Origin of the sequence: Jiangella muralis (assembly GCF_001270745.1) — a bacterium.
GTDB lineage: Bacteria > Actinomycetota > Actinomycetes > Jiangellales > Jiangellaceae > Jiangella > Jiangella muralis.
This window is the reverse complement of the sequence record NZ_KQ434758.1, coordinates 246,040-265,139: the sequence shown is the minus strand read 5'-3', so window position 1 is coordinate 265,139 and position 19,100 is coordinate 246,040. Positions and strand designations below refer to the sequence as shown.

General features: G+C 72.5%; 19 protein-coding genes. 15 read left to right on the top strand and 4 right to left on the bottom strand.

The features are described 5' to 3' along the window. Nucleotides 1–105: 105 nt before the first annotated feature. Nucleotides 106–1,377 carry a coiled-coil domain-containing protein gene (locus ACW62_RS16125; protein WP_157574796.1) on the bottom strand — a complete coding sequence of 424 codons (1,272 nt, stop codon included), beginning with the start codon at nt 1,375–1,377 and terminating at the stop codon, nt 106–108. 346 nt (nt 1,378–1,723) lie between these two features. On the opposite strand from ACW62_RS16125, the gene mce reads away from it, so the two are divergent. The 6 genes from mce (at nt 1,724) to ACW62_RS16100 (ending at nt 5,773) form a co-directional block, all read left to right on the top strand. Further along, a complete protein-coding gene (gene mce, locus ACW62_RS16120) occupies nt 1,724–2,149 on the top strand; it encodes a methylmalonyl-CoA epimerase (protein ID WP_053205126.1) in 426 nt (141 codons plus the stop codon). Between the two features lie 19 nt (nt 2,150–2,168). Further along, nucleotides 2,169–3,338: an acetyl-CoA C-acetyltransferase gene (locus tag ACW62_RS16115; protein ID WP_053205125.1), complete on the top strand. Its 1,170-nt coding sequence runs from the start codon at nt 2,169–2,171 to the stop codon at nt 3,336–3,338. Beyond that, nucleotides 3,335–4,291 carry a methylmalonyl Co-A mutase-associated GTPase MeaB gene (gene meaB / locus ACW62_RS16110; protein ID WP_053205124.1) on the top strand — a complete coding sequence of 319 codons (957 nt, stop codon included), beginning with the start codon at nt 3,335–3,337 and terminating at the stop codon, nt 4,289–4,291. Before ACW62_RS16115 ends, meaB begins: the two co-directional genes overlap by 4 nt. Before the next feature lie 102 nt (nt 4,292–4,393). Then, nucleotides 4,394–4,546: a hypothetical protein gene (locus ACW62_RS34085; RefSeq protein WP_157574795.1), complete on the top strand. Its 153-nt coding sequence runs from the start codon at nt 4,394–4,396 to the stop codon at nt 4,544–4,546. A gap of 10 nt (nt 4,547–4,556) precedes the next feature. Then, nucleotides 4,557–5,255, top strand: a complete 699-nt coding sequence (locus ACW62_RS16105) for a PH domain-containing protein (protein WP_053205123.1) — start codon at nt 4,557–4,559, stop codon at nt 5,253–5,255. An 11-nt stretch (nt 5,256–5,266) separates the two neighbouring features. Continuing rightward, complete coding sequence (locus tag ACW62_RS16100) at nt 5,267–5,773, top strand: MarR family winged helix-turn-helix transcriptional regulator (RefSeq protein WP_053205122.1); 507 nt, start codon at nt 5,267–5,269, stop codon at nt 5,771–5,773. Here the strand turns inward: ACW62_RS16100 and ACW62_RS16095 are convergent. Then, on the bottom strand, nt 5,763–6,353 hold the full coding sequence (locus ACW62_RS16095) for a TetR/AcrR family transcriptional regulator (protein ID WP_053205121.1): 591 nt from the start codon (nt 6,351–6,353) through the stop codon (nt 5,763–5,765). The genes ACW62_RS16100 and ACW62_RS16095 overlap by 11 nt on opposite strands. 101 nt (nt 6,354–6,454) lie before the next feature. On the opposite strand from ACW62_RS16095, the gene ACW62_RS16090 reads away from it, so the two are divergent. Beyond that, nucleotides 6,455–7,444 (top strand): ABC transporter permease, encoded by a 990-nt coding sequence (locus ACW62_RS16090; protein ID WP_053205120.1) that lies wholly within the window; start codon nt 6,455–6,457, stop codon nt 7,442–7,444. Between the two features lie 356 nt (nt 7,445–7,800). On the opposite strand, the gene ACW62_RS16085 is transcribed toward ACW62_RS16090, so the two are convergent. Beyond that, nucleotides 7,801–8,256, bottom strand: a complete 456-nt coding sequence (locus ACW62_RS16085; RefSeq protein WP_053205195.1) for an RrF2 family transcriptional regulator — start codon at nt 8,254–8,256, stop codon at nt 7,801–7,803. A gap of 72 nt (nt 8,257–8,328) precedes the next feature. Between ACW62_RS16085 and ACW62_RS16080 the strand changes: the two genes are divergently transcribed. The 3 genes from ACW62_RS16080 to ACW62_RS16075 all read left to right on the top strand — a co-directional run bounded on the left by ACW62_RS16080 (nt 8,329) and on the right by ACW62_RS16075 (nt 11,265). Continuing rightward, entirely contained in the window at nt 8,329–10,038 is a 1,710-nt protein-coding gene (locus tag ACW62_RS16080) for a coenzyme B12-dependent isobutyryl-CoA mutase large subunit (protein ID WP_053205119.1), read from the top strand. Between the two features lie 65 nt (nt 10,039–10,103). Beyond that, nucleotides 10,104–10,280 (top strand): hypothetical protein, encoded by a 177-nt coding sequence (locus ACW62_RS34080; RefSeq protein ID WP_157574794.1) that lies wholly within the window; start codon nt 10,104–10,106, stop codon nt 10,278–10,280. A 46-nt stretch (nt 10,281–10,326) separates the two neighbouring features. Beyond that, the gene (locus tag ACW62_RS16075; RefSeq protein WP_053205118.1) at nt 10,327–11,265 is read left to right on the top strand and encodes a tetratricopeptide repeat protein; all 939 of its coding nucleotides are present in this window, start codon (nt 10,327–10,329) and stop codon (nt 11,263–11,265) included. Here the strand turns inward: ACW62_RS16075 and ACW62_RS16070 are convergent. Next, entirely contained in the window at nt 11,262–13,478 is a 2,217-nt protein-coding gene (locus ACW62_RS16070; RefSeq protein WP_083459823.1) for an alpha/beta hydrolase-fold protein, read from the bottom strand. The two genes, ACW62_RS16075 and ACW62_RS16070, sit on opposite strands and share 4 nt — an antisense overlap. 408 nt (nt 13,479–13,886) lie before the next feature. Here ACW62_RS16070 and ACW62_RS16065 point away from each other — a divergent pair, with 408 nt between their 5' ends. From ACW62_RS16065 to ACW62_RS16045, 5 genes are read left to right on the top strand one after another with little or no spacing between them, the layout of a single operon-like run. Then, entirely contained in the window at nt 13,887–14,891 is a 1,005-nt protein-coding gene (locus ACW62_RS16065; RefSeq protein ID WP_053205116.1) for a LacI family DNA-binding transcriptional regulator, read from the top strand. Further along, nucleotides 14,888–15,823 carry a carbohydrate ABC transporter permease gene (locus tag ACW62_RS16060; RefSeq protein ID WP_053205115.1) on the top strand — a complete coding sequence of 312 codons (936 nt, stop codon included), beginning with the start codon at nt 14,888–14,890 and terminating at the stop codon, nt 15,821–15,823. Before ACW62_RS16065 ends, ACW62_RS16060 begins: the two co-directional genes overlap by 4 nt. A gap of 2 nt (nt 15,824–15,825) precedes the next feature. Continuing rightward, complete coding sequence (locus ACW62_RS16055; protein WP_053205114.1) at nt 15,826–16,662, top strand: carbohydrate ABC transporter permease; 837 nt, start codon at nt 15,826–15,828, stop codon at nt 16,660–16,662. Between the two features lie 26 nt (nt 16,663–16,688). After that, complete coding sequence (locus ACW62_RS16050; RefSeq protein ID WP_053205113.1) at nt 16,689–17,993, top strand: ABC transporter substrate-binding protein; 1,305 nt, start codon at nt 16,689–16,691, stop codon at nt 17,991–17,993. Between the two features lie 34 nt (nt 17,994–18,027). After that, nucleotides 18,028–18,981 carry an ADP-ribosylglycohydrolase family protein gene (locus tag ACW62_RS16045; protein ID WP_053205112.1) on the top strand — a complete coding sequence of 318 codons (954 nt, stop codon included), beginning with the start codon at nt 18,028–18,030 and terminating at the stop codon, nt 18,979–18,981. Nucleotides 18,982–19,100 lie beyond the last annotated feature (119 nt).

Below are 19,100 nucleotides of genomic sequence, written 5' to 3'. Positions count from 1 at the left end.
CACCGGTGATCGCCGATGATCATGGGATACAGCACGACGGCCGGTCGCGTCCTGCCTCGAAATGAGGACGCGCCCGGCCGTCGGTGGTCGTACTGGTGACTTGTCTTACTTGTCCGAGCCGGGGTCGTCGACCAGTTCGGCGTCGACGACGTCGTCGGACTTGCCGGAGCCGCCGACCGCGGGGGTCGGGTCGACCGGAGCCAGGCCGCCCAGCAGGCTGCGCAGCTGGCTGAGGTGCGCGGTGATGCTGTCGCGCTGGCGGTTCAGCTCGGCCACCTCGCGCTTCGCGGCGGTCAGCGTGGACGTCGCCTCGGACTTGGCCTCGCCGACGGTGTTCTCGGCGTGCGCCTTGGCCTCGGAGACCAGCTGCTCGGCGTTGCGCTTGGCGCCGGCGACCAGGGCCTTGGCCTGCTCGTCGGCCTCGCGGCGGACCTTCTCGGCGCGCTCGTGCGCGGCGGCCGCGCGGGCCTCGGCGTCGGTGGCGCGGTTCTCGGCGTCGTGCACCAGCTTCTGCGTCTCGGCGACGGAGGCCTCGTAGCGCTCGTTGATCTCGCGCTCGAGCTCTTCGCGCTTGGCGACCAGGCGCAGCTCGTGCTCGGTGTTCTCCTTCTCGGCCTTCAGCTGCGCCTCGTCGAGGATCGCCTGGGCCTTGGCGCGCATGGCCTCGGCCTCGCGCTTGGCGGTGGTGCGCTGGTCGTCGACCTCGCGCTTCGCCGTGGCGCGCAGCTCGGTGACCTCGCGCTCGGCGACCGCACGGAGCCGGCTCAGCTCGCGCTCGGCCTGCGCCCGGCGCTCGCTGGTCTCGTGGTCGATGGCCGAGCGGACCTTGGCGGCCTCGCGCTTGGCGGTCTCGACGAGGTTCGACGCCTCGCGGTTGGCCGCCGAGCGGACCTCCTCGGCCTCGATGCGGGCCTCGTCGATGAGCTCGTCGGCGGACCGCTTGGCGTTGGCCTGCAGCTCGCTGACCTCGTTCTCGGCCGCGGTGCGCAACTCCGAAGCGATGACCTGCGCCTCGGCGCGGGTCTCGCTGGCCTCGGCGTCGGCCTGCGCGATCAGCTCGCTGGCCTGCTCTTCGGCGAGGCGGAGAAGCTGCTCGATCCGGGCACCGAGCCCGGAGTAGGTCGGGCGCTCGACCTCGCGGAGCTCGGTGCTGGCCTCGGCCAGCTCCTGGCGGAGCCGGACGACCTGCTTGTCGAGATCGTTGGCGCGGCCGCGCGTCTGCGCGAGCGTCGCCTCCAGTTGCCGTACGTGCTGCTCGACCTGGACCCGGTCGTAGCCACGCATCGCGATCGTGAACCCGCCCGTTGGCGAGCCGTCGAAGATCGACAGGCCGTCCGCGCCCGTCTCCCTGACCGCCACTTCCCTTACCTCGCTCATGTTCTCCCTCATCGGGGTGCCACCCCGCGGGGCAGGCACACGTCACTGGTAGTCGAAATCCGTCGAGGTGCTTGCCCGGGTCTTCCCCGTCACGGACGCCGAGCCCCTCGGATAGCAACGCAGAGTACTCCGAAACTGCGCCTGTGCCGATGGCGGTGGACGTCCGCACACCGCGGGCTGTCGGCTCGATGGGGATCGGTGGGGTGAGTCGGGCTGGGCATCCCTCCGGAGGTCGACTTATGGCCTCCAAGCAGCACACGTTAGTTGTCCAGATGCGAACTCACCACCGGTTGGGACAGATCCGCCGAATTCTCGTCCCGACGCCCACCGCCGTAATGTTCTGGACATGGGGCTGTTCACGACGATCGACCACGTCGGGGTGGCCGTCGCCGACCTCGACGCCGCCGTCGAGTGGTACCGCGAGCACTTCGGCATGGTGCTCGAGCACGAGGAGCGCAACGAGGAACAAGGTGTGCGCGAGGCGATGCTGCGGGTGTCCGACGGCGACGACGGGCCGCGGCTGCAACTGCTCGCGCCGCTGACGCCGGACTCCGCCATCGCGAGGTTCCTCGACACCCGCGGGCCCGGCATCCAGCAGCTGGCGTACCGCGTCGACGACGTCGAGGCGGCGGCCGCGACGCTGCGCGAGCGGGGGCTGCGGCTGCTCTACGACACCGCCCGCCGCGGCACGTCCGGGTCGCTGGTGAACTTCGTGCACCCGAAGGACGCCGGCGGGGTGCTGGTCGAACTCGTCCAGCTACGCTCGGTGTAACACGAGTCGAGGAGGACGCATGGCCGTCATCGCCGGTGGAGCGCGTACGCCGATCGGGAAGCTGCTGGGCTCGCTGTCCGGGTTCTCCGGCACCGACCTCGGCGGGCTCGCCATCGAGGCGGCGCTGACGCGGTCCGGCGTCGCGCCCGGCCAGGTCGACTACGTCATCATGGGCCAGGTACTGCAGGCCGGCGCCGGCCAGATCCCGGCCCGCCAGGCCGCGGTCAAGGGCGGCATCCCGATGACCGTGCCCGCGCTCACCGTCAACAAGGTGTGCCTGTCCGGGCTCGACGCCATCGCGCTGGCCGCGCAGCTGATCCGGGCCGGCGAGTTCGACGTCGTCGTCGCCGGCGGCATGGAGTCGATGTCCAACGCGCCGCACCTGCTGCCGAAGTCGCGGCAGGGCTTCAAGTTCGGCGACGTCACGCTGCTCGACCACATGTCCTACGACGGCCTGTACGACGTCTTCACCGACCAGGCCATGGGCGCGCTGACGGAGACGGCGAACCGAACGCTGACCCGCGAGGAGCAGGACGAGTTCGCCGCCGCGTCGCACCAGCGGGCGGCCGCCGCCTGGAAGAACGGACTGTTCGCCGACGAGGTCGTGCCGGTCGAGGTGCCGCAGCGCAAGGGCGACCCGCTGGTCGTCGATCGCGACGAAGGCATCCGCGCCGACACCACGGCCGAGACGCTGGCCCGGCTGAGGCCGAGCTTCCGGCCCGACGGCACCATCACCGCCGGCTCGGCGTCGCAGCTGTCCGACGGCGCCGCCGCGGTCGTCGTCATGAGCGAGGAGAAGGCGGCCGAGCTGGGCGTCACCCCGATCGCCCACGTCGGCGCGCACGGCGTCGTCGCCGGCCCCGACTCCACGCTGCAGAGCCAGCCGGCCAACGCCATCCGGGCCGCCTGCGCCAAGGAGGGCATCGACCCCGCCGGCCTCGACCTCGTCGAGATCAACGAGGCGTTCGCGGCCGTGGGCATCGCCAGCACCCGCGAGCTGGGCGTCGATCCGGCGAAGGTCAACGTCAACGGCGGCGCCATCGCGATGGGCCACCCCATCGGCATGTCCGGCGCGCGGCTGGTGCTGCACCTGGCGCTCGAGCTGGGCCGTCGCGGCGGCGGCGTGGGCGCGGCCGGGCTGTGCGGAGGCGGCGGCCAGGGCGACGCGCTGGTGCTGCGGGTGCCGTGACGGCCTCCGTGGCCGGCGCCGGCCTGGTCGAACGGGCGATCGGCGGCGACCCGCGCGCCGTCGCCCGGCTGGTCACGCTGGTCGAGAACGGCGCGTCCGGGCTGCGCGAGCTGACCGCCGAGCTGGTGGCACACGCCGGGTCCGCGGCCGTCGTCGGCATCACCGGCTCGCCCGGCGTCGGTAAGTCCACCGTCACGGCGGCGCTGGTCGGGGCGTACCGCGCCCAGGGCCTGCGGGTCGGCGTGCTGGCCGTCGACCCGTCCTCGCCGTTCACCGGCGGCGCGCTGCTCGGCGACCGCGTCCGCATGCAGGACCACGCGACCGACCGCGGCGTGTTCATCCGGTCCATGGCGACGCGCGGGCACCTCGGCGGGCTGGCGTGGGCCACGCCGCAGGCGGTCCGGGTGCTCGACGCCGCCGGCTGCGACATCGTGCTCATCGAGACCGTCGGCGTCGGCCAGTCCGAGATCGACGTCGCCGCGCTGGCCGACACCACGCTGGTGCTGCTCGCGCCTGGCATGGGCGACGGCGTCCAGGCGGCCAAGGCCGGCATCCTCGAGGTCGGCGACGTCTACGTCGTCAACAAGGCCGACCGCGACGGCGCCGACCAGGTCGTCCGCGACCTCCGCGGCACCGTCCGGCTGGCCGAGCGCGCGCCGGGCGACTGGCGGCAGCCGATCGTCAGCACCGTCGCTTCCCGCGGCGAGGGCATCGACGACGTCGTCGAGGCCATCGCCGCGCACCGCACCTGGGCGGCCGGCAGTGGCGAGGCCGAGCGGCGCCGGGTCCGCCGCGCCCGCGACGAGATCGAGGCCATCGCCGTCACCGACCTCCGCCGCCGTTTCGCCGGCCTGCACGGCGACGAGCGGCTCGACGACCTCGCCCGCGCGGTCCTGGCCGGCGAGCTCGATCCGTACGCCGCCGCCGAGAAGATCGTCGACGCCGTGTCATGATCCGGCGTGGCGCTGGGGTCTTTGGCCCAACGTGAGGTACAAAGTCAGGAAGCAGCGCGTGGCGGCCCTCGTCCGCGTGCCCCGGTACGAAAGGATGATGCAGTGAGGAAAGCGCTCATCATCCTGGGTATCGCGTTTCTGGTGTACTTCGTGCTCACCGAGCCCGAGGGACTGGCCGATCTGCTCGGCGAGATCGGCAACGGCATCGCCGACTTCTTCGACGCCGTGATGACGTTCTTCACCGAGTTGTTCTGAGCCCCGGGCCATGTGGACGCCCAGAAGGACCGTCGACGGGCTGACCGACGGGTTCGTCCGGTGGCTCGACCGGGTCGCCGAGGACGGCCTGATCCGGCTGTTCTGGCGCAACTTCACGTCGTGGTTCGGGCACCGGCTGGTCAAGCGGAAGCTGGTCGCCGGCGAAGAGATCGTCGCCGAGTGCAAGCACAGCGCGATCCTGTACGGCCTGCCGGCACTGGCCGCGCTGGGCGGCGTCCTGCTGCTCGCCGTCGCGCCGTTCATGCAGGCCCGCACCGCCTGGCTGCCGCTGGCCGGCGCGGCCGGGCTGCTCGGGTACGCGCTGATCAAGTCGCTGTACATCGCCCGCGACCGCTTCGTCGTCACCGACTCCCGGGTGTTCCGCGTGTGGGGGCTGTTCTCCCTCAACGAGGCCGAGATGGAGATCGTCCGGCTGCTCGACATCACCGTCGTGCGGCCGTGGTGGCTGCGGCCGTTCCGCTCCGGCCACCTGGTGCTCGAGAACGCGGCCCAGGAGCAGGGCGTGCGCGACATCCACTTCATCCCGCGGCCCAACGACGTCGCCCGGGTCATCCATGCGCTGCGCCGCGAGGCCACCGGCGCGTCGGCACCGGCGGCCGAGGAACCCAAGAAGAAGAACCCGCGGCGGCCGGACCATCCGCGCAACCCGGGACCGGCCTCCGCCCGTCGCCGGCAGGGCGTCTACTAGGTTGGGGGCTCATGGCCGAGCCATTGGACCTGGACTTCGACCCGATCGAGCGCGCCGCGTCGATCTGGCGGGAGCGGTTCGGCCCGTCCGAGGCCATGGCCGCGGCCACCTCGATCATGCGGGTACAGCAGCTGTTGATCGGTGAGTTCGACCGCATCTGCCGGCCCTACGGCCTCACCTTCGCCCGCTACGAGGCGCTGGTGCTGCTCAGCTTCAGCCGCACAGGTGCGCTGCCGATGGCGAAGATCGGCGAGCGGCTGATGGTGCACCCCACCAGCGTCACCAACACCATCCAGCGGCTCGAGGGGGCCGGCTTCGTCACCCGCGAACCCAACCCGCGCGACGGCCGCGGCACGCTGGCCCGCATCACGCAGTCCGGCCGCGACGCCGTCGGCCGCGTCACCACCGAGCTGATGGAGGCCGAGTTCGGCCTGCGCGCCCTCGGCGGCGACGACCGCAAGCAGGTGTTCGACATCCTGCGCGGGCTGCGCGTGGCGGCCGGCGACTTCAGCGACTGATCGCGCTGAAGCCGTCGAGGTAGTCGTCGGTCTCGATGCCGAGCAGGTGCCGCTGTGCGACGAAGCCGATCATGACGCCGTACATGGCGCTCGCGACCTGCCGCGGGTCGCTGCCCGGCCGGAGGTAGCCGGCGTCGAGCCAGCGCACGGCCAGCTCTGACCACAGGCCGATGATGCGGTCGGCGATGGTGGTGACGATGCCGCGGATCTCTTCGTCGCGGACCGCCTCGGACCACACGTGCAGCGCCATCCTCGTCCGGTCGACCTCGCCGGCGGTGACGTGCTGGGTGATGTGGATGAGCGCTCGTCGCAGCGCCTCGTCCGGCCGCGGGACCGGATCTTCGCCCAGCAGCTCCTGGAACGCGTCCTCGGCGGTACCCGCGATGCCCTCGGCCGTCGTCCGGACGAGGTCGGCCTTGCTGGGGAAGTACCGGTAGACCGCGCCGGCGGACAACCCCGACTCGGCGAAGACGTCCTGCATGGACGTGGCGTGGAAGCCCTGGCGGCTGAAGCACCGCCAGGCGGCCTCGAGGATCTGCTGGCGCCGGGCGGCAAGGTGGGCTTCGGAGACACGGGGCATGGATTCATCATAAAACGAACGGTCGTTCTTGACACGCGACGCGGGCCGGGAGCAGAGTTGGTTCTTGGAGAACGATCGTTCGTTTTAGCTCTGGAGGAACCATGCGCAGGGTCATCGGCATCGCGCTGGGCCTGTCCGTCGTCATCGGTGTGCTCGTCACCGCGTTCGTGTGGCCGAGCTCCGAGATCGCCCCGCGCGACGTGCCCATCGCCGTCGCCGGACCGCCTGACGCCGTCGCCGCCGTTTCCGAGCAACTCGACCAGGCGGTGCCGGACGGCTTCGCGGTCGACGCCGTGTCGTCAGAGGAGGAGGCCCGGTCGGCCATCGCGGACCGGGACGTGTACGGGGCGATCGTCCTGTCGCCGTCCGGCCCGCCGTCCGTCCTGACGGCGTCCGCGGCCAGCCCGGTCGTGGCGCAACTGCTGCAGGGCGTGGCGACGTCGATGGCGGCGTCGTCCGGGGAGGCGCCGTCAGGTCCGGTGGTCGAGGACGCCGCGCCACTGCCGTCCGGCGACCCGCGCGGCACCGGCTTCAGCGCGGGTGCGCTGCCCATGGTGTTCGGCGGTATCGCGATCGGCGCGGCGATGAGCTTCGTCGTCGCCGGGGTCTGGCGCCGGGTCGCCGGCGCGACGATGGCGGCGATCGGCGGCGGCGCGGTGGCCGTGCTGGTCATGCAGAGCTGGCTCGGCGTCCTCGACGGCAACTGGTGGGCGAACGCCGGCGTGTACGCGTTCATCCTCGCTGCGACCTCGTTCACGCTGATCGGCCTGAACGCCGCGCTGGGGCATGCCGGCGCGGCGCTCGGTGCCGCGACCATGCTGCTGCTGGGGAACCCGCTATCAGGCGTGACGTCCGCGCCAGAGCTGCTGCCGTCCGGGTGGGGGACGCTCGGCCAGTACCTGCCGCCGGGCGCCGGTGGGACGCTGCTGCGGTCGACGTCCTACTTCGACGGGGCGGCGGCGCTGCAGCCGGTGCTCGTGCTGAGCGGCTGGCTGCTCGTGGGTCTCGTGTTGGCGGCGGTAGGTGCGCGGCGTGATGCTCCGGTGGCCTCGGAGACTGCCACCGTTGGTGCGGCCACGTTGGCCCGGTGAAGCACGTTGGCGCCTGCCCCCTTGCCGGGCGCCACGTGTGGCGGTAGGCATGACCCTCCCGGCCCGGATGGGGCCCACCCTATGGGCGGGCACCGACAGACCAGCGCGCGCGAACCGTCGACCTGCCGACCGCGTGATCAACGTGCCGGTCGTCCCCACCCGTTCGACACCCGGAGGGCGCCACTCGAACGGTCGGCCATGATCATCCAACTTCTGGGGTGTCAGAGCAGCCCAAAAGTCGGATGATCATGATGGACGTCGAACCCGTGCCGTCCGCTGGTCCGCTCGAGCTGGCGCGATCATCCAGGATCCGACCATCCATAGGGGGTCGGATCATGGATGATCAGGCTGCCGGGTCAGCGGCGGGTCCAGGAGTCGGGGCGTTTCTGCAGTTCGATGACGTGGTCCGGCAGGCGGTCGGCGATGACGTCGGCGACGGTGGTGTGCTCCAGCACGTCGCGCAGGCTGGCCCGGACCGCTACCCACACGCGGGTGAGCGGCTGCGCCGGCCCGGGGTAGATGGTGTCCTCGGGCGGCATGCCGCGCACCGCGGCCAGCGGGCCCTCGGTGGCCCGGACGATGTCGGCGAGGGTGATCTCGGCCGCCGGTCTGGTGAGGCGGTAGCCGCCCGTCGCGCCGCGCTGGGCGTCGAGGATGCCGGCCCGGCGCAGGTCGCCGAGGATGGTCTCGAGGAACTTGCCGGGGATGTCCTGCGCCTCCGCCAGTTGCTGCCGGGTGGCCGACGACGGCTGCAGGGAGGCGAGCTGGACCACCGCCCGGACGGCGTAGTCGGCGCGCGCTGTGATGTGCACGTGCCCGATCATTCCACTGCGGGTACGATGGAGCCAGTTACTAGGACGTCCAACTAAAATGGAGACCCCATCATGGATGCCCGCGAAATCGAAGCCGGCCGCCGGCGCTGGCAGGCGAGGCTCGACGCCGCCATCGCGGCCGGCAAGGTCCGCGACACCGACTTCACCACGCTGTCCGGCACCGAGGTCGACCCCGTCTACGGGCCGCCCGACGGCGTCGACGATCCGCGGTTCGAGCGCATCGGCTGGCCCGGCGAGTACCCGTTCACCCGCGGCCTCTACCCGACGGGGTACCGCGGCCGGGCGTGGACGATCCGGCAGTTCGCCGGGTTCGGCAACGCGCAGCAGACCAACGAGCGCTACAAGATGATCCTGCGCTCCGGCGGCGGCGGGCTGTCCGTCGCGTTCGACATGCCGACGCTCATGGGCCGCGACTCCGACGACGCGCGCAGCCTCGGCGAGGTCGGGCACTGCGGCGTCGCCATCGACTCGGCAGCCGACATGGACGAGCTGTTCGCCGGCATCCCGCTGGGCGACGTCACCACGTCCATGACGATCAGCGGGCCGGCCGTGCCGATCTTCTGTATGTACATCGTCGCCGCCGAGCGGCAGGGCGTCGCCGTCGGCGACCTCAACGGCACGCTGCAGACGGACATCTTCAAGGAGTACATCGCGCAGAAGGAGTGGCTGTTCGAGCCCGAGCCGCACCTGCGCCTCATCGGCGACCTGATGGAGTACTGCGCGGCCGACGTGCCTGCGTACAAGCCGCTGTCGGTGTCGGGCTACCACATCCGCGAGGCCGGCTCGACGGCCGCGCAGGAGCTGGCGTTCACGCTGGCCGACGGCTTCGGCTACGTCGAGCTGGGGCTGTCGCGCGGCCTCGACGTCGACGTGTTCGCGCCCGGGCTGTCCTTCTTCTTCGACGCCCACGTCGACTTTTTCGAGGAGATCGCCAAGTTCCGCGCCGCCCGCCGCATCTGGGCCCGCTGGCTGCGCGACGTCTACGGCGCGAAGACCGAGAAGGCGCAGTGGCTGCGCTTCCACACCCAGACGGCCGGCGTCTCGCTCACCGGGCAGCAGCCGTACAACAACGTCGTCCGCACGGCGGTCGAGGCGCTCGCCGCGGTGCTCGGCGGCACCAACTCGCTGCACACCAACGCGCTCGACGAGGTGCTGGCGCTGCCGACGGAGTCGTCGGCCGAGATCGCGCTGCGCACCCAGCAGGTGCTCATGGAGGAGACCGGCGTCGCCAACGTCGCCGACCCGCTCGGCGGCTCCTGGTACGTCGAGGCGCTGACCGACCGGCTCGAGGCCGAGGCCGAGGCGATCTTCGCCCGCATCCGCGACATGGGCGCCGCCGACACCCGCTGGATCCGCGAGTACGGGCCGATGACCGCCGGCATCCTGCACGGCATCGACAACGGCTGGTTCACCGGTGAGATCGCCGAGTCGGCGTTCCAGCACCAGCAGCGGGTCGAGAAGGGCGACAAGCGAGTCGTCGGCGTCAACGTCCACACCGACACCGTCACCGGCGAGCTCGACATCCTGCGGGTGTCGCACGAGGTCGAGGACGAGCAGCGGCAGGTGCTGGCGCGGCGGCGGGCGGCGCGCGACGACGCCGCCGTCCGGGCCGCGCTGGCCACCATGGTCGAGGTCGCGCGCACCGACGCCAACCTCGTCCCCGCCATACTCGACGCCGCCCGGGCCGAGGCGACGCTGGGCGAGATCTGCGACGCGCTGCGCGCGGAATGGGGGGTGTACTCCGAGCCGGCCCGGTTCTGACGGGTGGACGGCCCGCCGGTGATCTGTCACCATGCGGGCAACAGCGCTCCGACCAGGGAGGTCGCATGCTGGTACCGATCCTGCTGGCCGCGATGATCGCCATTCTGCTCGCGCATGCCTACCCGTTGCGCCGCCGCGCCGCCGCCGAGCCCGTCCGCCGAACCGCGTCCGTGCCGCTCGCCCCGCTGCCTCGCGCGCACGCCGTCGATGCCCGACACTGGAACAGCGCCTACTGGGACTGACGGACCCGTGTGGCAGCCGGGCGGCTGATCGGGGGAGGATAGGGCCATGAGCTCGCAGAGTTTCAGCCGCCCCGGCGCCGTCGACCTGTCCGCCCTGAACGGCGGCGGGACGCCGCAGCAGGCCACGCCGGGCGCCTCCGGCGGTGGTTACGTCATCGACGTCACCGAGGAGACATTCCAGTCCGAGGTGCTCACCCGGTCCATGACCGTGCCCGTCGTCATCGACTTCTGGGCCACCTGGTGCGAGCCGTGCAAGACGCTCTCGCCCATCCTCGAGCGCCTGGCCGCGCAGCATGAGGGCCGGTTCGTCCTCGCCAAGATCGACGTCGACGCCAACCAGGCCATCGCGCAGGCCGCGCAGGTGCAGAGCATCCCCACCGTCGTCGCCGTGGTGCGCGGGCAGCTGGTCCCGATGTTCCAGGGCGCCATCCCCGAGGCACAGGCCCAGCAGGTCATCGACCAGCTGCTGCAGATGGCCGTCGCCAACGGGGTCGCCGGGCGGGCCGACCCGATTCCGGGCGCCGCCGGCGCCGAACCGGCCGAGGGCGAGGCGGAGGCCGAGGAAGAGCCGATCGACCCCCGGTTCGAGGCCGCCTACGACGCCATCAACGCCGGCGACTTCGACCGGGCCGCCCAGGCCTACCAGCAGGTGCTGGCCGAGGCGCCGGCCGACGCCGAGGCGAAGGCCGGGCTGGCCCAGGTCGAGCTGCTGCGCCGCACCGCGGGCGCCGACCCGGCGGGGGCCGTCGCGGCCGCCGACGCCGACCCCACCGACGTCGGCGCGCAGTTGCTGGCCGCCGACATCGAGGTCGTGTCGGGCCGGGTCGACCAAGCGTTCGACCGCCTCATCGGCACCGTCCGGCGCGTCTTCGGCGACGACCGCGAGCTCGTCCGGGCTCGGGTCGTCGAGCTGTTCGACATCGTCGGCGGCGCCGACCCGCGCGTCGCCAAGGCGCGGTCGGCGCTGGCCAGCGCGCTGTTCTAGCGGCGTGACGGCAGCGGGCCGGTGAACACGTCACCGAGCCCGCGGCCGCCGCCGAACGTCAGGCCGGTGATCAGGGTGCCGGTCGCGTCGAGGTAGAGGTTGGCCTCGTCCCACTCGTCGGCGCCGTCGCGCTCCGGCGTGCCGAACTGGGTGCGCTCGCGCACCCAGGGTGTGTCTCCCGGGTCCGTGGCCTGCTGCGCGACGCCCAGGCGGCGCCTCGCTGCGTTCTCGTCAGTCGCCATAGGCACCGCTATGTCTCCTTCCTCGGCCTTGCGAGGCATCCACCTGGACGCCGCTCGCGACGGCCGAGACCCGGGAGACACACCCTGGCCGCGGCTGCCGAGCGTGCTGACGACGACGTCCACGCCGCCCGCGCTGACGCCGGCCCGCCCGTCGGTGTGGGCGGCGACGGTGATGGTCCCGTCCGTCCCGACGTGCACGGCGGCCGTGCGGTCGTCGCCGCCGGTGCCGTCCTGGGTGATCCAGCGGGCCCGGCCCGACGACGTCACGGCGACGGCGAGCTGGTCGTTGCCGCCTGAGCTCGCCGCGCCCAGGGTTCCGCCGGTGTGGCCGACGGCGACCACGCCCTGCGTCGGTAGCGGCGCGAGTGCGCTGAACTGGTCGTTCTCGGTGGTGCCGAACTGGCTGAGCCAGTCCTGCTGGCCGGCGTCGGTGAACCGGGCGACCCACGCGTCCAGGCCGCCGTGCGCCGTCGCACCGGGCATCGCCTGCGACGTGACGCCCGCGACGTAGACGCGGCGGTCGGCGCCGATCGTGACGTCCAGCGCCTTGTCCTCGCCGGGGCCGCCGACCTGGCGGGTCCAGAGCAGCTCGCCGGCCGCGTCGAACCGGGCCAGCAGTGCGTCCTTGTCGCCGGCGTTCGGGGTGCCGCCGACGCTGCCGCTGGTGTAGCCGGCGACGTAGAGCCCGCCGTCCGGCGCCGGGACGCTCGCGTAGGCGCGGTCGGCCGCGGCCGGGTGGCCGAACCGCGTCAGCCAGGCCGTCTCGCCGGCGGGCGTCACCCGCGCTCCGAACGCGTCGCCGCCGGAGTAGCCGGCTGTGTAGAGGTCACCGCCCGGGCCGGTGCGCGGGCCGTAGACCCGGCCGGCGGGGACGAGCCGCAGCGTCCAGCCGTCGTCGCTGCTGAGGACGGGGCCGGCGCCGCCCTCGTTGACCGCGGTGACGGTGCCGCCGTCGGCCGTGACCGCGACGCCGCCCGCGCGGTCGTCGCCGCCGGTGCCGGTGATGGCGCCGGGCAGCGGGATCGGGTCGGTGGTGCGCAGCCGGCCGGCGACGTCGGCGAGACCGTCGCGGAACGCCGGGCGCCAGACGTCCCAGTCGTGCCCGCCGTCGAGCACGCGCAGCTCCGCCGTCACGCCGTCCACGCGCCTGGCCGCGTTGTACAGCCGGGCGGACTCGAAGTCGATGTCGTGCTGGGCGTCCTCGGGCGCCGGGTTCGCCCACTCGTCGTCGCCGACCGCGATGTACAGGTGCGTCGGGAGCTCCGGGTCGACGGCGCCGAGCAGCGCCGGGTAGTTCAGCTCGGTGTACCTGGCGTCGTCGAAGGCGGCGTCACCGCGGCCGAAGCCGCCGAACTCGCGCGCCGACGAGTCGGCCGGCGGCAGCGGCACGTAGGCGGCCGGGCTGAGCACCAGGCCGGCGGCGAAGACGTCCTGGTGGGCGAGGGCGTAGCGGAGCGCCCCGTACCCGCCCATCGAGTACCCGCCGACGGCCCTCGCGTCGCGGTCCGCGACCGTCCGGTAGGTATCGTCGACGTGGGCGACCAGGTCCTGCGTGATCGCCGTCTCGACCGCCGCGCCGCCGGTGTGCAGGGAGTCGACGTACCAGTTGCCGCGGTCGCTCCACGGCGCGTCCGGCATGACCGCGATCAGCGGCGGCACCGTCCCGTCGGCGATCAGGCGGTCGAGGTCGGCGCTCACCTGCTGCCAGGCGGCCATCGTGTCGCCGCGGCCGTGCAGCAGGTAGATCGTGGCGTACTCGTCGTCGCCGTCCTCGTAGCCGGCGGGCAGGTAGGCGGCGTACTCGACGGCCACGCCGGCGGCCCCGGCGGGCGCCGTCCCGGTCACGACGGTGCCCGCGGCCGGTTCGGTGCCGGACTCCGGCCCCGACCCCGAGCCCGACGTGGCGACGTGCAGGGCTGCGAGCAGCAAGGATGCCGCCGCCACTGTCGTCGCCCGGTTCAATGCCGCCATCCGCCGCTCCTTCGCGCCGTGGATCGGAAACGTTTCCGCCGACGGCCGGGGTGGCTGGATTCGGCGATTCCGGGAGGTCGGCGCTACTCCAGCACGCCTCCCGGCGACGCGTCAAGACCCCGCCGCCTGCGCCGGGCGTGGGCGGGGTGGGTGGGGTGGCGGCGCCGGGGTGAGCGGCGGGGCCGCGGGGTGCGGCGGCGCGGGTGGGTCGGGTGGGGGCGGGGCCGGCGGCGGGGCCGGGGCGACGGGCGTGCGCGGGGTTCGGGTCACGGGTTCGTATCGGCGACTTGACGGGACCGGGGGCGGCGCGATCCAATGTCCACCACATCCCGGAAACGTTTCCCCGCCCATCACTGCAAGGTCGCTCGGAAACGGTTCCGGCCCCGATCCACGAGGAGGTGGACGCACGTGTCGCAGCGCCGTCGGCCGACGATTCACGAGGTGGCCAAGGTCGCCGGGGTCTCGATCTCCTCGGTGTCGCGCGCGCTCAACGGCAACACCTCCAACGCCGACATGGTCGCCCGGGTGAACGCCGCGGTCCGGGAGGTCGGCTACGTCCCGAGCGTCGTCGCGCAGTCGCTGAAGACGCGGCACACGGGGCAGATCGCGTTCGCGATGGAGGACATCGGCAACGCCGCATACCTCGAGATGGTCCGCCGCATCCAGCCGACGCTGCGGGACGAGGGCTACCGGCTGCTGCTGCACAGCACCGGCGCCGACGTCGAGGATGAGCTGGGGGTGCTGGCCAGCCTCAGCCAGAACTACGTCGACGGGCTGATCCTGTGCCCGCTGCGCGTCACCGACCGGCACGTCGAGGCGCTGCGGCAGACCGCCGTCCCGGTCGTGGTGATCGGCCTGCTGCCGGACGACGTACCGGTGGACAACGTGCGGGCCGACTCGCGGGTGGGTGCGCAGCTGGCGGTCCAGCACCTGGCCGAGGCCGGCGCCCGCCGCATCGCGTTCATCGACGGCCCGCTGGACACCGTCCCCGGCCGGGCCCGCTACGACGGCTACCGCATGGGGCTCGCGGCGGCCGGCCGGGAGACGGACGACGCGCTGATCCGGTTCACCGACTTCCGGTTCGACGCCGGCCGCCAGACGGCGCGCGAGCTGCTCACCGAACACCCGGACGTCGACGCCGTGTTCGGCGCCAACGATCTCATCGCGATGGGCGCCCTGCACGCGCTGCGCGAACTCGGCCGCGACGTCCCCGGCGACGTGCGGGTGGTCGGCATGGACGACACCCCGCTGGCCGCCACCAGCTTCCCGCCGCTGTCCAGCGTCTCCCTCGGCTCGGCCGACCGTGGCCGCATCGCCGCGGAGCTGCTGCTGCGCCGGCTCGACGGCGACGACGCGCCGCCCGAGCGGGTCACCGTCCCGCCGTCGCTGACCGTCCGGGAGAGCAGCCGATGAGCGCCACCGCCACCGCGCGACGACCCGCGACCCGGCCCACGGAGCCGAAGCGCAAGGGCTTCCTCGGGCTGGACCGCGACGGGCTGCTGCTCGCCGTGCCGGCGCTGATCCCGGTCGTGCTGTTCAGCATGTACCCGCTGCTGCGCGGCATCTACCTGGGGTTCACCGACGCCGAGGCCGGGCGCAACAGCCAGACGTCGTTCACCGGCTTCGACAACTACACCCAGCTGCTCGGCGACTCGTACTTCTGGGACTCCTTCCGCATCGGGCTGATCTGGGCGTTCTGCGTCACGGTCCTGCAGTTCTTCGCCAGCCTCGGCCTCGCGCTGCTGCTCAACCAGAAGCTGCGGCTGCGCTGGCTGGCCCGCACGCTGGCGCTGGTGCCGTGGGCGATGCCGCCGGTCGTCATCGGCATCATGTGGCGGCTGGTGTACCACCCCAACGCGGGCATCCTGAACAGCACGCTCAAGGATCTCGGGATCATCGACTCCAACGTCGAATGGCTCAGCTCGCTGTCGCTGGCACTGCCCGCCGTCATCGTCGTCGGCGTGTGGTCGGGCATGCCGCAGACGACGGTGGTGCTGCTGGCCGGCCTGCAGAGCGTGTCCGAGGAGCTGAAGGAGGCGGCCGCGGTCGACGGCGCGGGACCGTGGCAGCGGTTCCGTAATGTGACGTGGCCGGCGCTGCGCCCCATCGTCACGGCGATGACGACGCTCGACTTCATCTGGAACTTCAACTCCTTCAGCCTCGTGTACGTGCTCACCGAGGGCGGGCCGGGCGGCTCGACCCGGCTGCCGATGCTGTTCGCGTACGAGGAGGCCTTCCGCTACGGCAACTACGGCTACGCGGCCGCGCTGGGCAACGCGATGGTGCTGGTGATCGCCGTGTTCGTCGTGTTCTACCTACGACGGCGCTACCGGGAGGAGGGCTGATCATGCGCGGCTTCCGCACGCTGGCGACGCCGGCGAAGTACGTGGCGCTGGTCGCGTACCTGGTGTTCCTGGCCTTCCCGCTGCTCTGGCTGATCTCGACGGCGTTCAAGCCGCCGCAGGAGATGGCGCTGATCGATCCGACGATCATCCCGGCCGAGCCGACGCTGGACAACTTCCGGCTCGCGTTCGAGCAGCAGCCGCTGGCCCGGGCGCTGCTCAACACGCTGATCATCGCCGGCACCTCGGCGCTGGTGACGGTGCTGCTGTCGATCCCGGCGGCCTACGTGATGGCGCGCTACCGCTCGGCGCTGAGCCGGATGACGATGCTCTGGGTGCTGCTGAGCCAGATGTTCCCGTTCATCCTGGTGATCATCCCGTTGTTCCTGCTGCTGCGCGACGCCGGGCTCTACGACACGCAGCTCGGCCTGATCATCGTCTACGTCGTCTGGAGCATGCCGTTCGCGCTGTGGATGCTGCGCAGCTACGTCGTCGGCATCCCGGTCGAGTTGGAGGAGGCCGCCGCGATGGACGGTGCCGGCAAGCTCCGCACGCTCAAGGACATCGTCGCGCCGCTGCTGGTGCCCGGTGTCGTCGCGGCCGCGCTGTTCGCGTTCGTCTCGGCGTGGAACGAGTTCCTGTTCGCCCTGGTCCTGCTCCGCACGCCGGAGCTGCAGACCATCTCACTGACGCTGGTGAAGTTCATCGGGGCGGAGGGGGTGGCGCGGCTGGGCCCGCTGGCGGCCGCCGCGCTCGTCGCCACCATCCCGAGCCTCGTCTTCTTCGCCATCATCCAACGCCGTCTCGTCGGGGGCATGCTCGGCGGCGCGGTGAAGTCCTGACCACCCACATCACCCCAGGAGGGATCGTGCGCAGAGCAGCAACGATCGTGTCCGCCGGCGTCCTCAGCGCCGGCCTCGTGCTGGCCGGCTGCGGCTCCGGCGACGGAGACGGCGACGGCGCCGGGACGGGCAGCGGCGGCGACCCGGTGACGCTGACCTTCCAGAGCCTGGCCTTCCAGCCGGAGTCCATCGCGGCGAACCAGCAGATCATCGAGCAGTGGAACGCCGACAACCCCGACATCCAGGTCGAGTACCTGCAGGGTGACTGGGCCTCGGTGCAGGACCAGCTGGTGACGGCGTTCGAGGGCGGCACCGCTCCGGACCTCGTCCACTACGAGGCGTCCTACCTGCAGGACTTCGCCGACCGCGGCTGGATCCTCGACCTCACGGACCTCGTCCCGGAGACGCTGACCGACGACATCCTCGACGGCGCGTGGGAGGCGGTCACGTTCGACGACTCCGTCTACGCGGTGCCGTTCCTGCTGGACGCGCAGGTGATCTTCGCCAACAAGACGCTGCTCGACGCGGCCGGCATCGCGGTGCCCACGCCGGACGACCCGTGGACGTGGGACGAGTTCGCCGACATCTCGACGCAGCTCACCGACGCCGACACGTTCGGCGTGGCGTGGACGTTGAAGGACCCGGCCAACCGGATGCTCAACCTCGCCATGAACTTCGGCGGCGGGTTCTTCGAGGAGTCCGACGGCGCCAGCACGGCGATCTTCGGCGACCCGGAGAAGGAGGCGTTCCAGCGCATCTACGACCAGCTCTACGTGGACAAGAGCGCCGCGACCGACGCCATCGGCATGGGCGGCTCCGACCCGCTGCCGGGCTTCTTCGCCGGCCAGTACGCCATGCTCCCGAAGGGCATCTGGTTCCGTCAGCAGATCATCGACCAGGCCCCCGAGGGCTTCGAGTGGGTGACCATCCCGGCGCTGGAGGGCGACTCGCAGGCGCAGGCGGCGGCGCCGCAGACGATCTCGGTCGCGGCCGAGTCCGAGCACCCCGAGGAGGCGATGGCCTTCCTCGAGTACATGCTCAACCCGGAGAACCAGGCGCTGCTGGCGAAGGGCGACTGGATGATCCCGGCGAGCTCCGCGGCCGCCGAGGACCCCGTCCTGACCGAGACGCCGGACTGGCCCGTCGCGGCCGCGTCCGGGACGTTCCTCGAGCAGGCGCCGTTCCAGCGGGTCCGCGGCTACGAGGAGTGGAAGAACAAGGTCGCCAACCCGTCGATCGAGGAGTTCTTCGCCAACGCGATCTCGCTGGACGAGCTCGGCACCCGGCTGACCGAGGACGGCAACGAGATCCTGGAGCGCTACAACCGCTGACGGCGGTGGCGCGGCGAGTTCGGAGGAGTAGTCGATGAGGGACCGCGCGCGAGGGTGCCTGCTCGGGCTCGCCATCGGCGACGCCATGGGCGCCCCCGCGGAGAACCTGACGGCCGAGCAGATCGCGGCCCGCTGGGGCACGGTGACGGGGTTCCTCACCGACCGGCCGTCGGGGACCGACGACACCGAGTACGCCGCGTTCAGCGCGCTGCTGCTGCTCGACCACGGCGCCAGGCTGACCAGCGAGCACGTGGCCGACGCGTGGATCACGCACCTGGCTGGGCAGTCCGGCGGGTTCTCCGGCGCCGGGTTCAGCGAGTTGGGCACCATCGAGAACCTGCGGGCCGGACTGCGGCCGCCGGCCAGCGGGCGGCACCTGCATTCCTGGAGCGACGGGCTGGCGATGCGGGCCGCGGTGCACGGCGTGTACGCGGCCGGCGACCCGCTGCTGGCCGCTCGCCTGGCCACCGTCGACGGCGCGGTCAGCCACGACGGCGAGGGCGTGCACGCCGGGGTCGCGGTGGCCGCCGCGGTCGCCGTCGCGATGACGGGGAACGCCTCCGCCGCCGAGGTCGGCGCCGCCGCGCTGGCCGCCGTCCCGGCCGACTCGTGGACGGCGCGGTCGCTGCGGTCGGCGCTGGTCCACGCGGGGGACGTGCCCGCGCTGCTGGACGCCGTCGTCGTCCGGTCGTATCCGTGGACGGACCTGGCGCCGGAGGCGGTCGCGCTGGCGTTCGGCGCGTTCCTCGCGGCGGGCGGCGGGTTCGCCGACGCCGTCACGGGGGCGGTGTCGATGGGCCGCGACGCCGACACCACCGCCGCCATCGCCGGGGCGCTGGCCGGGGCGCTCGGCGGCCTGGACGCGGTGCCGGCGCGGTGGCGGGAGCAGATCGGGCCGGTCACCGGCCGCTGCCTGGGCGAGGTGGTGGCGGGGCTGCATCCGCTCGACCTGGCCGACCGGCTGGCCGATCACCTGGAGGACGAGTGACGGGACGGCTGGGGCGGACGGCGCCGCGGAGCTCGCGTCCGGTGCGTTGTGTGCCACGCGAGGTGGTAGGTCGACCCCTCCCGGCCCGGGTGGGGCCCACCCTAGGGGCGGGCACCGAC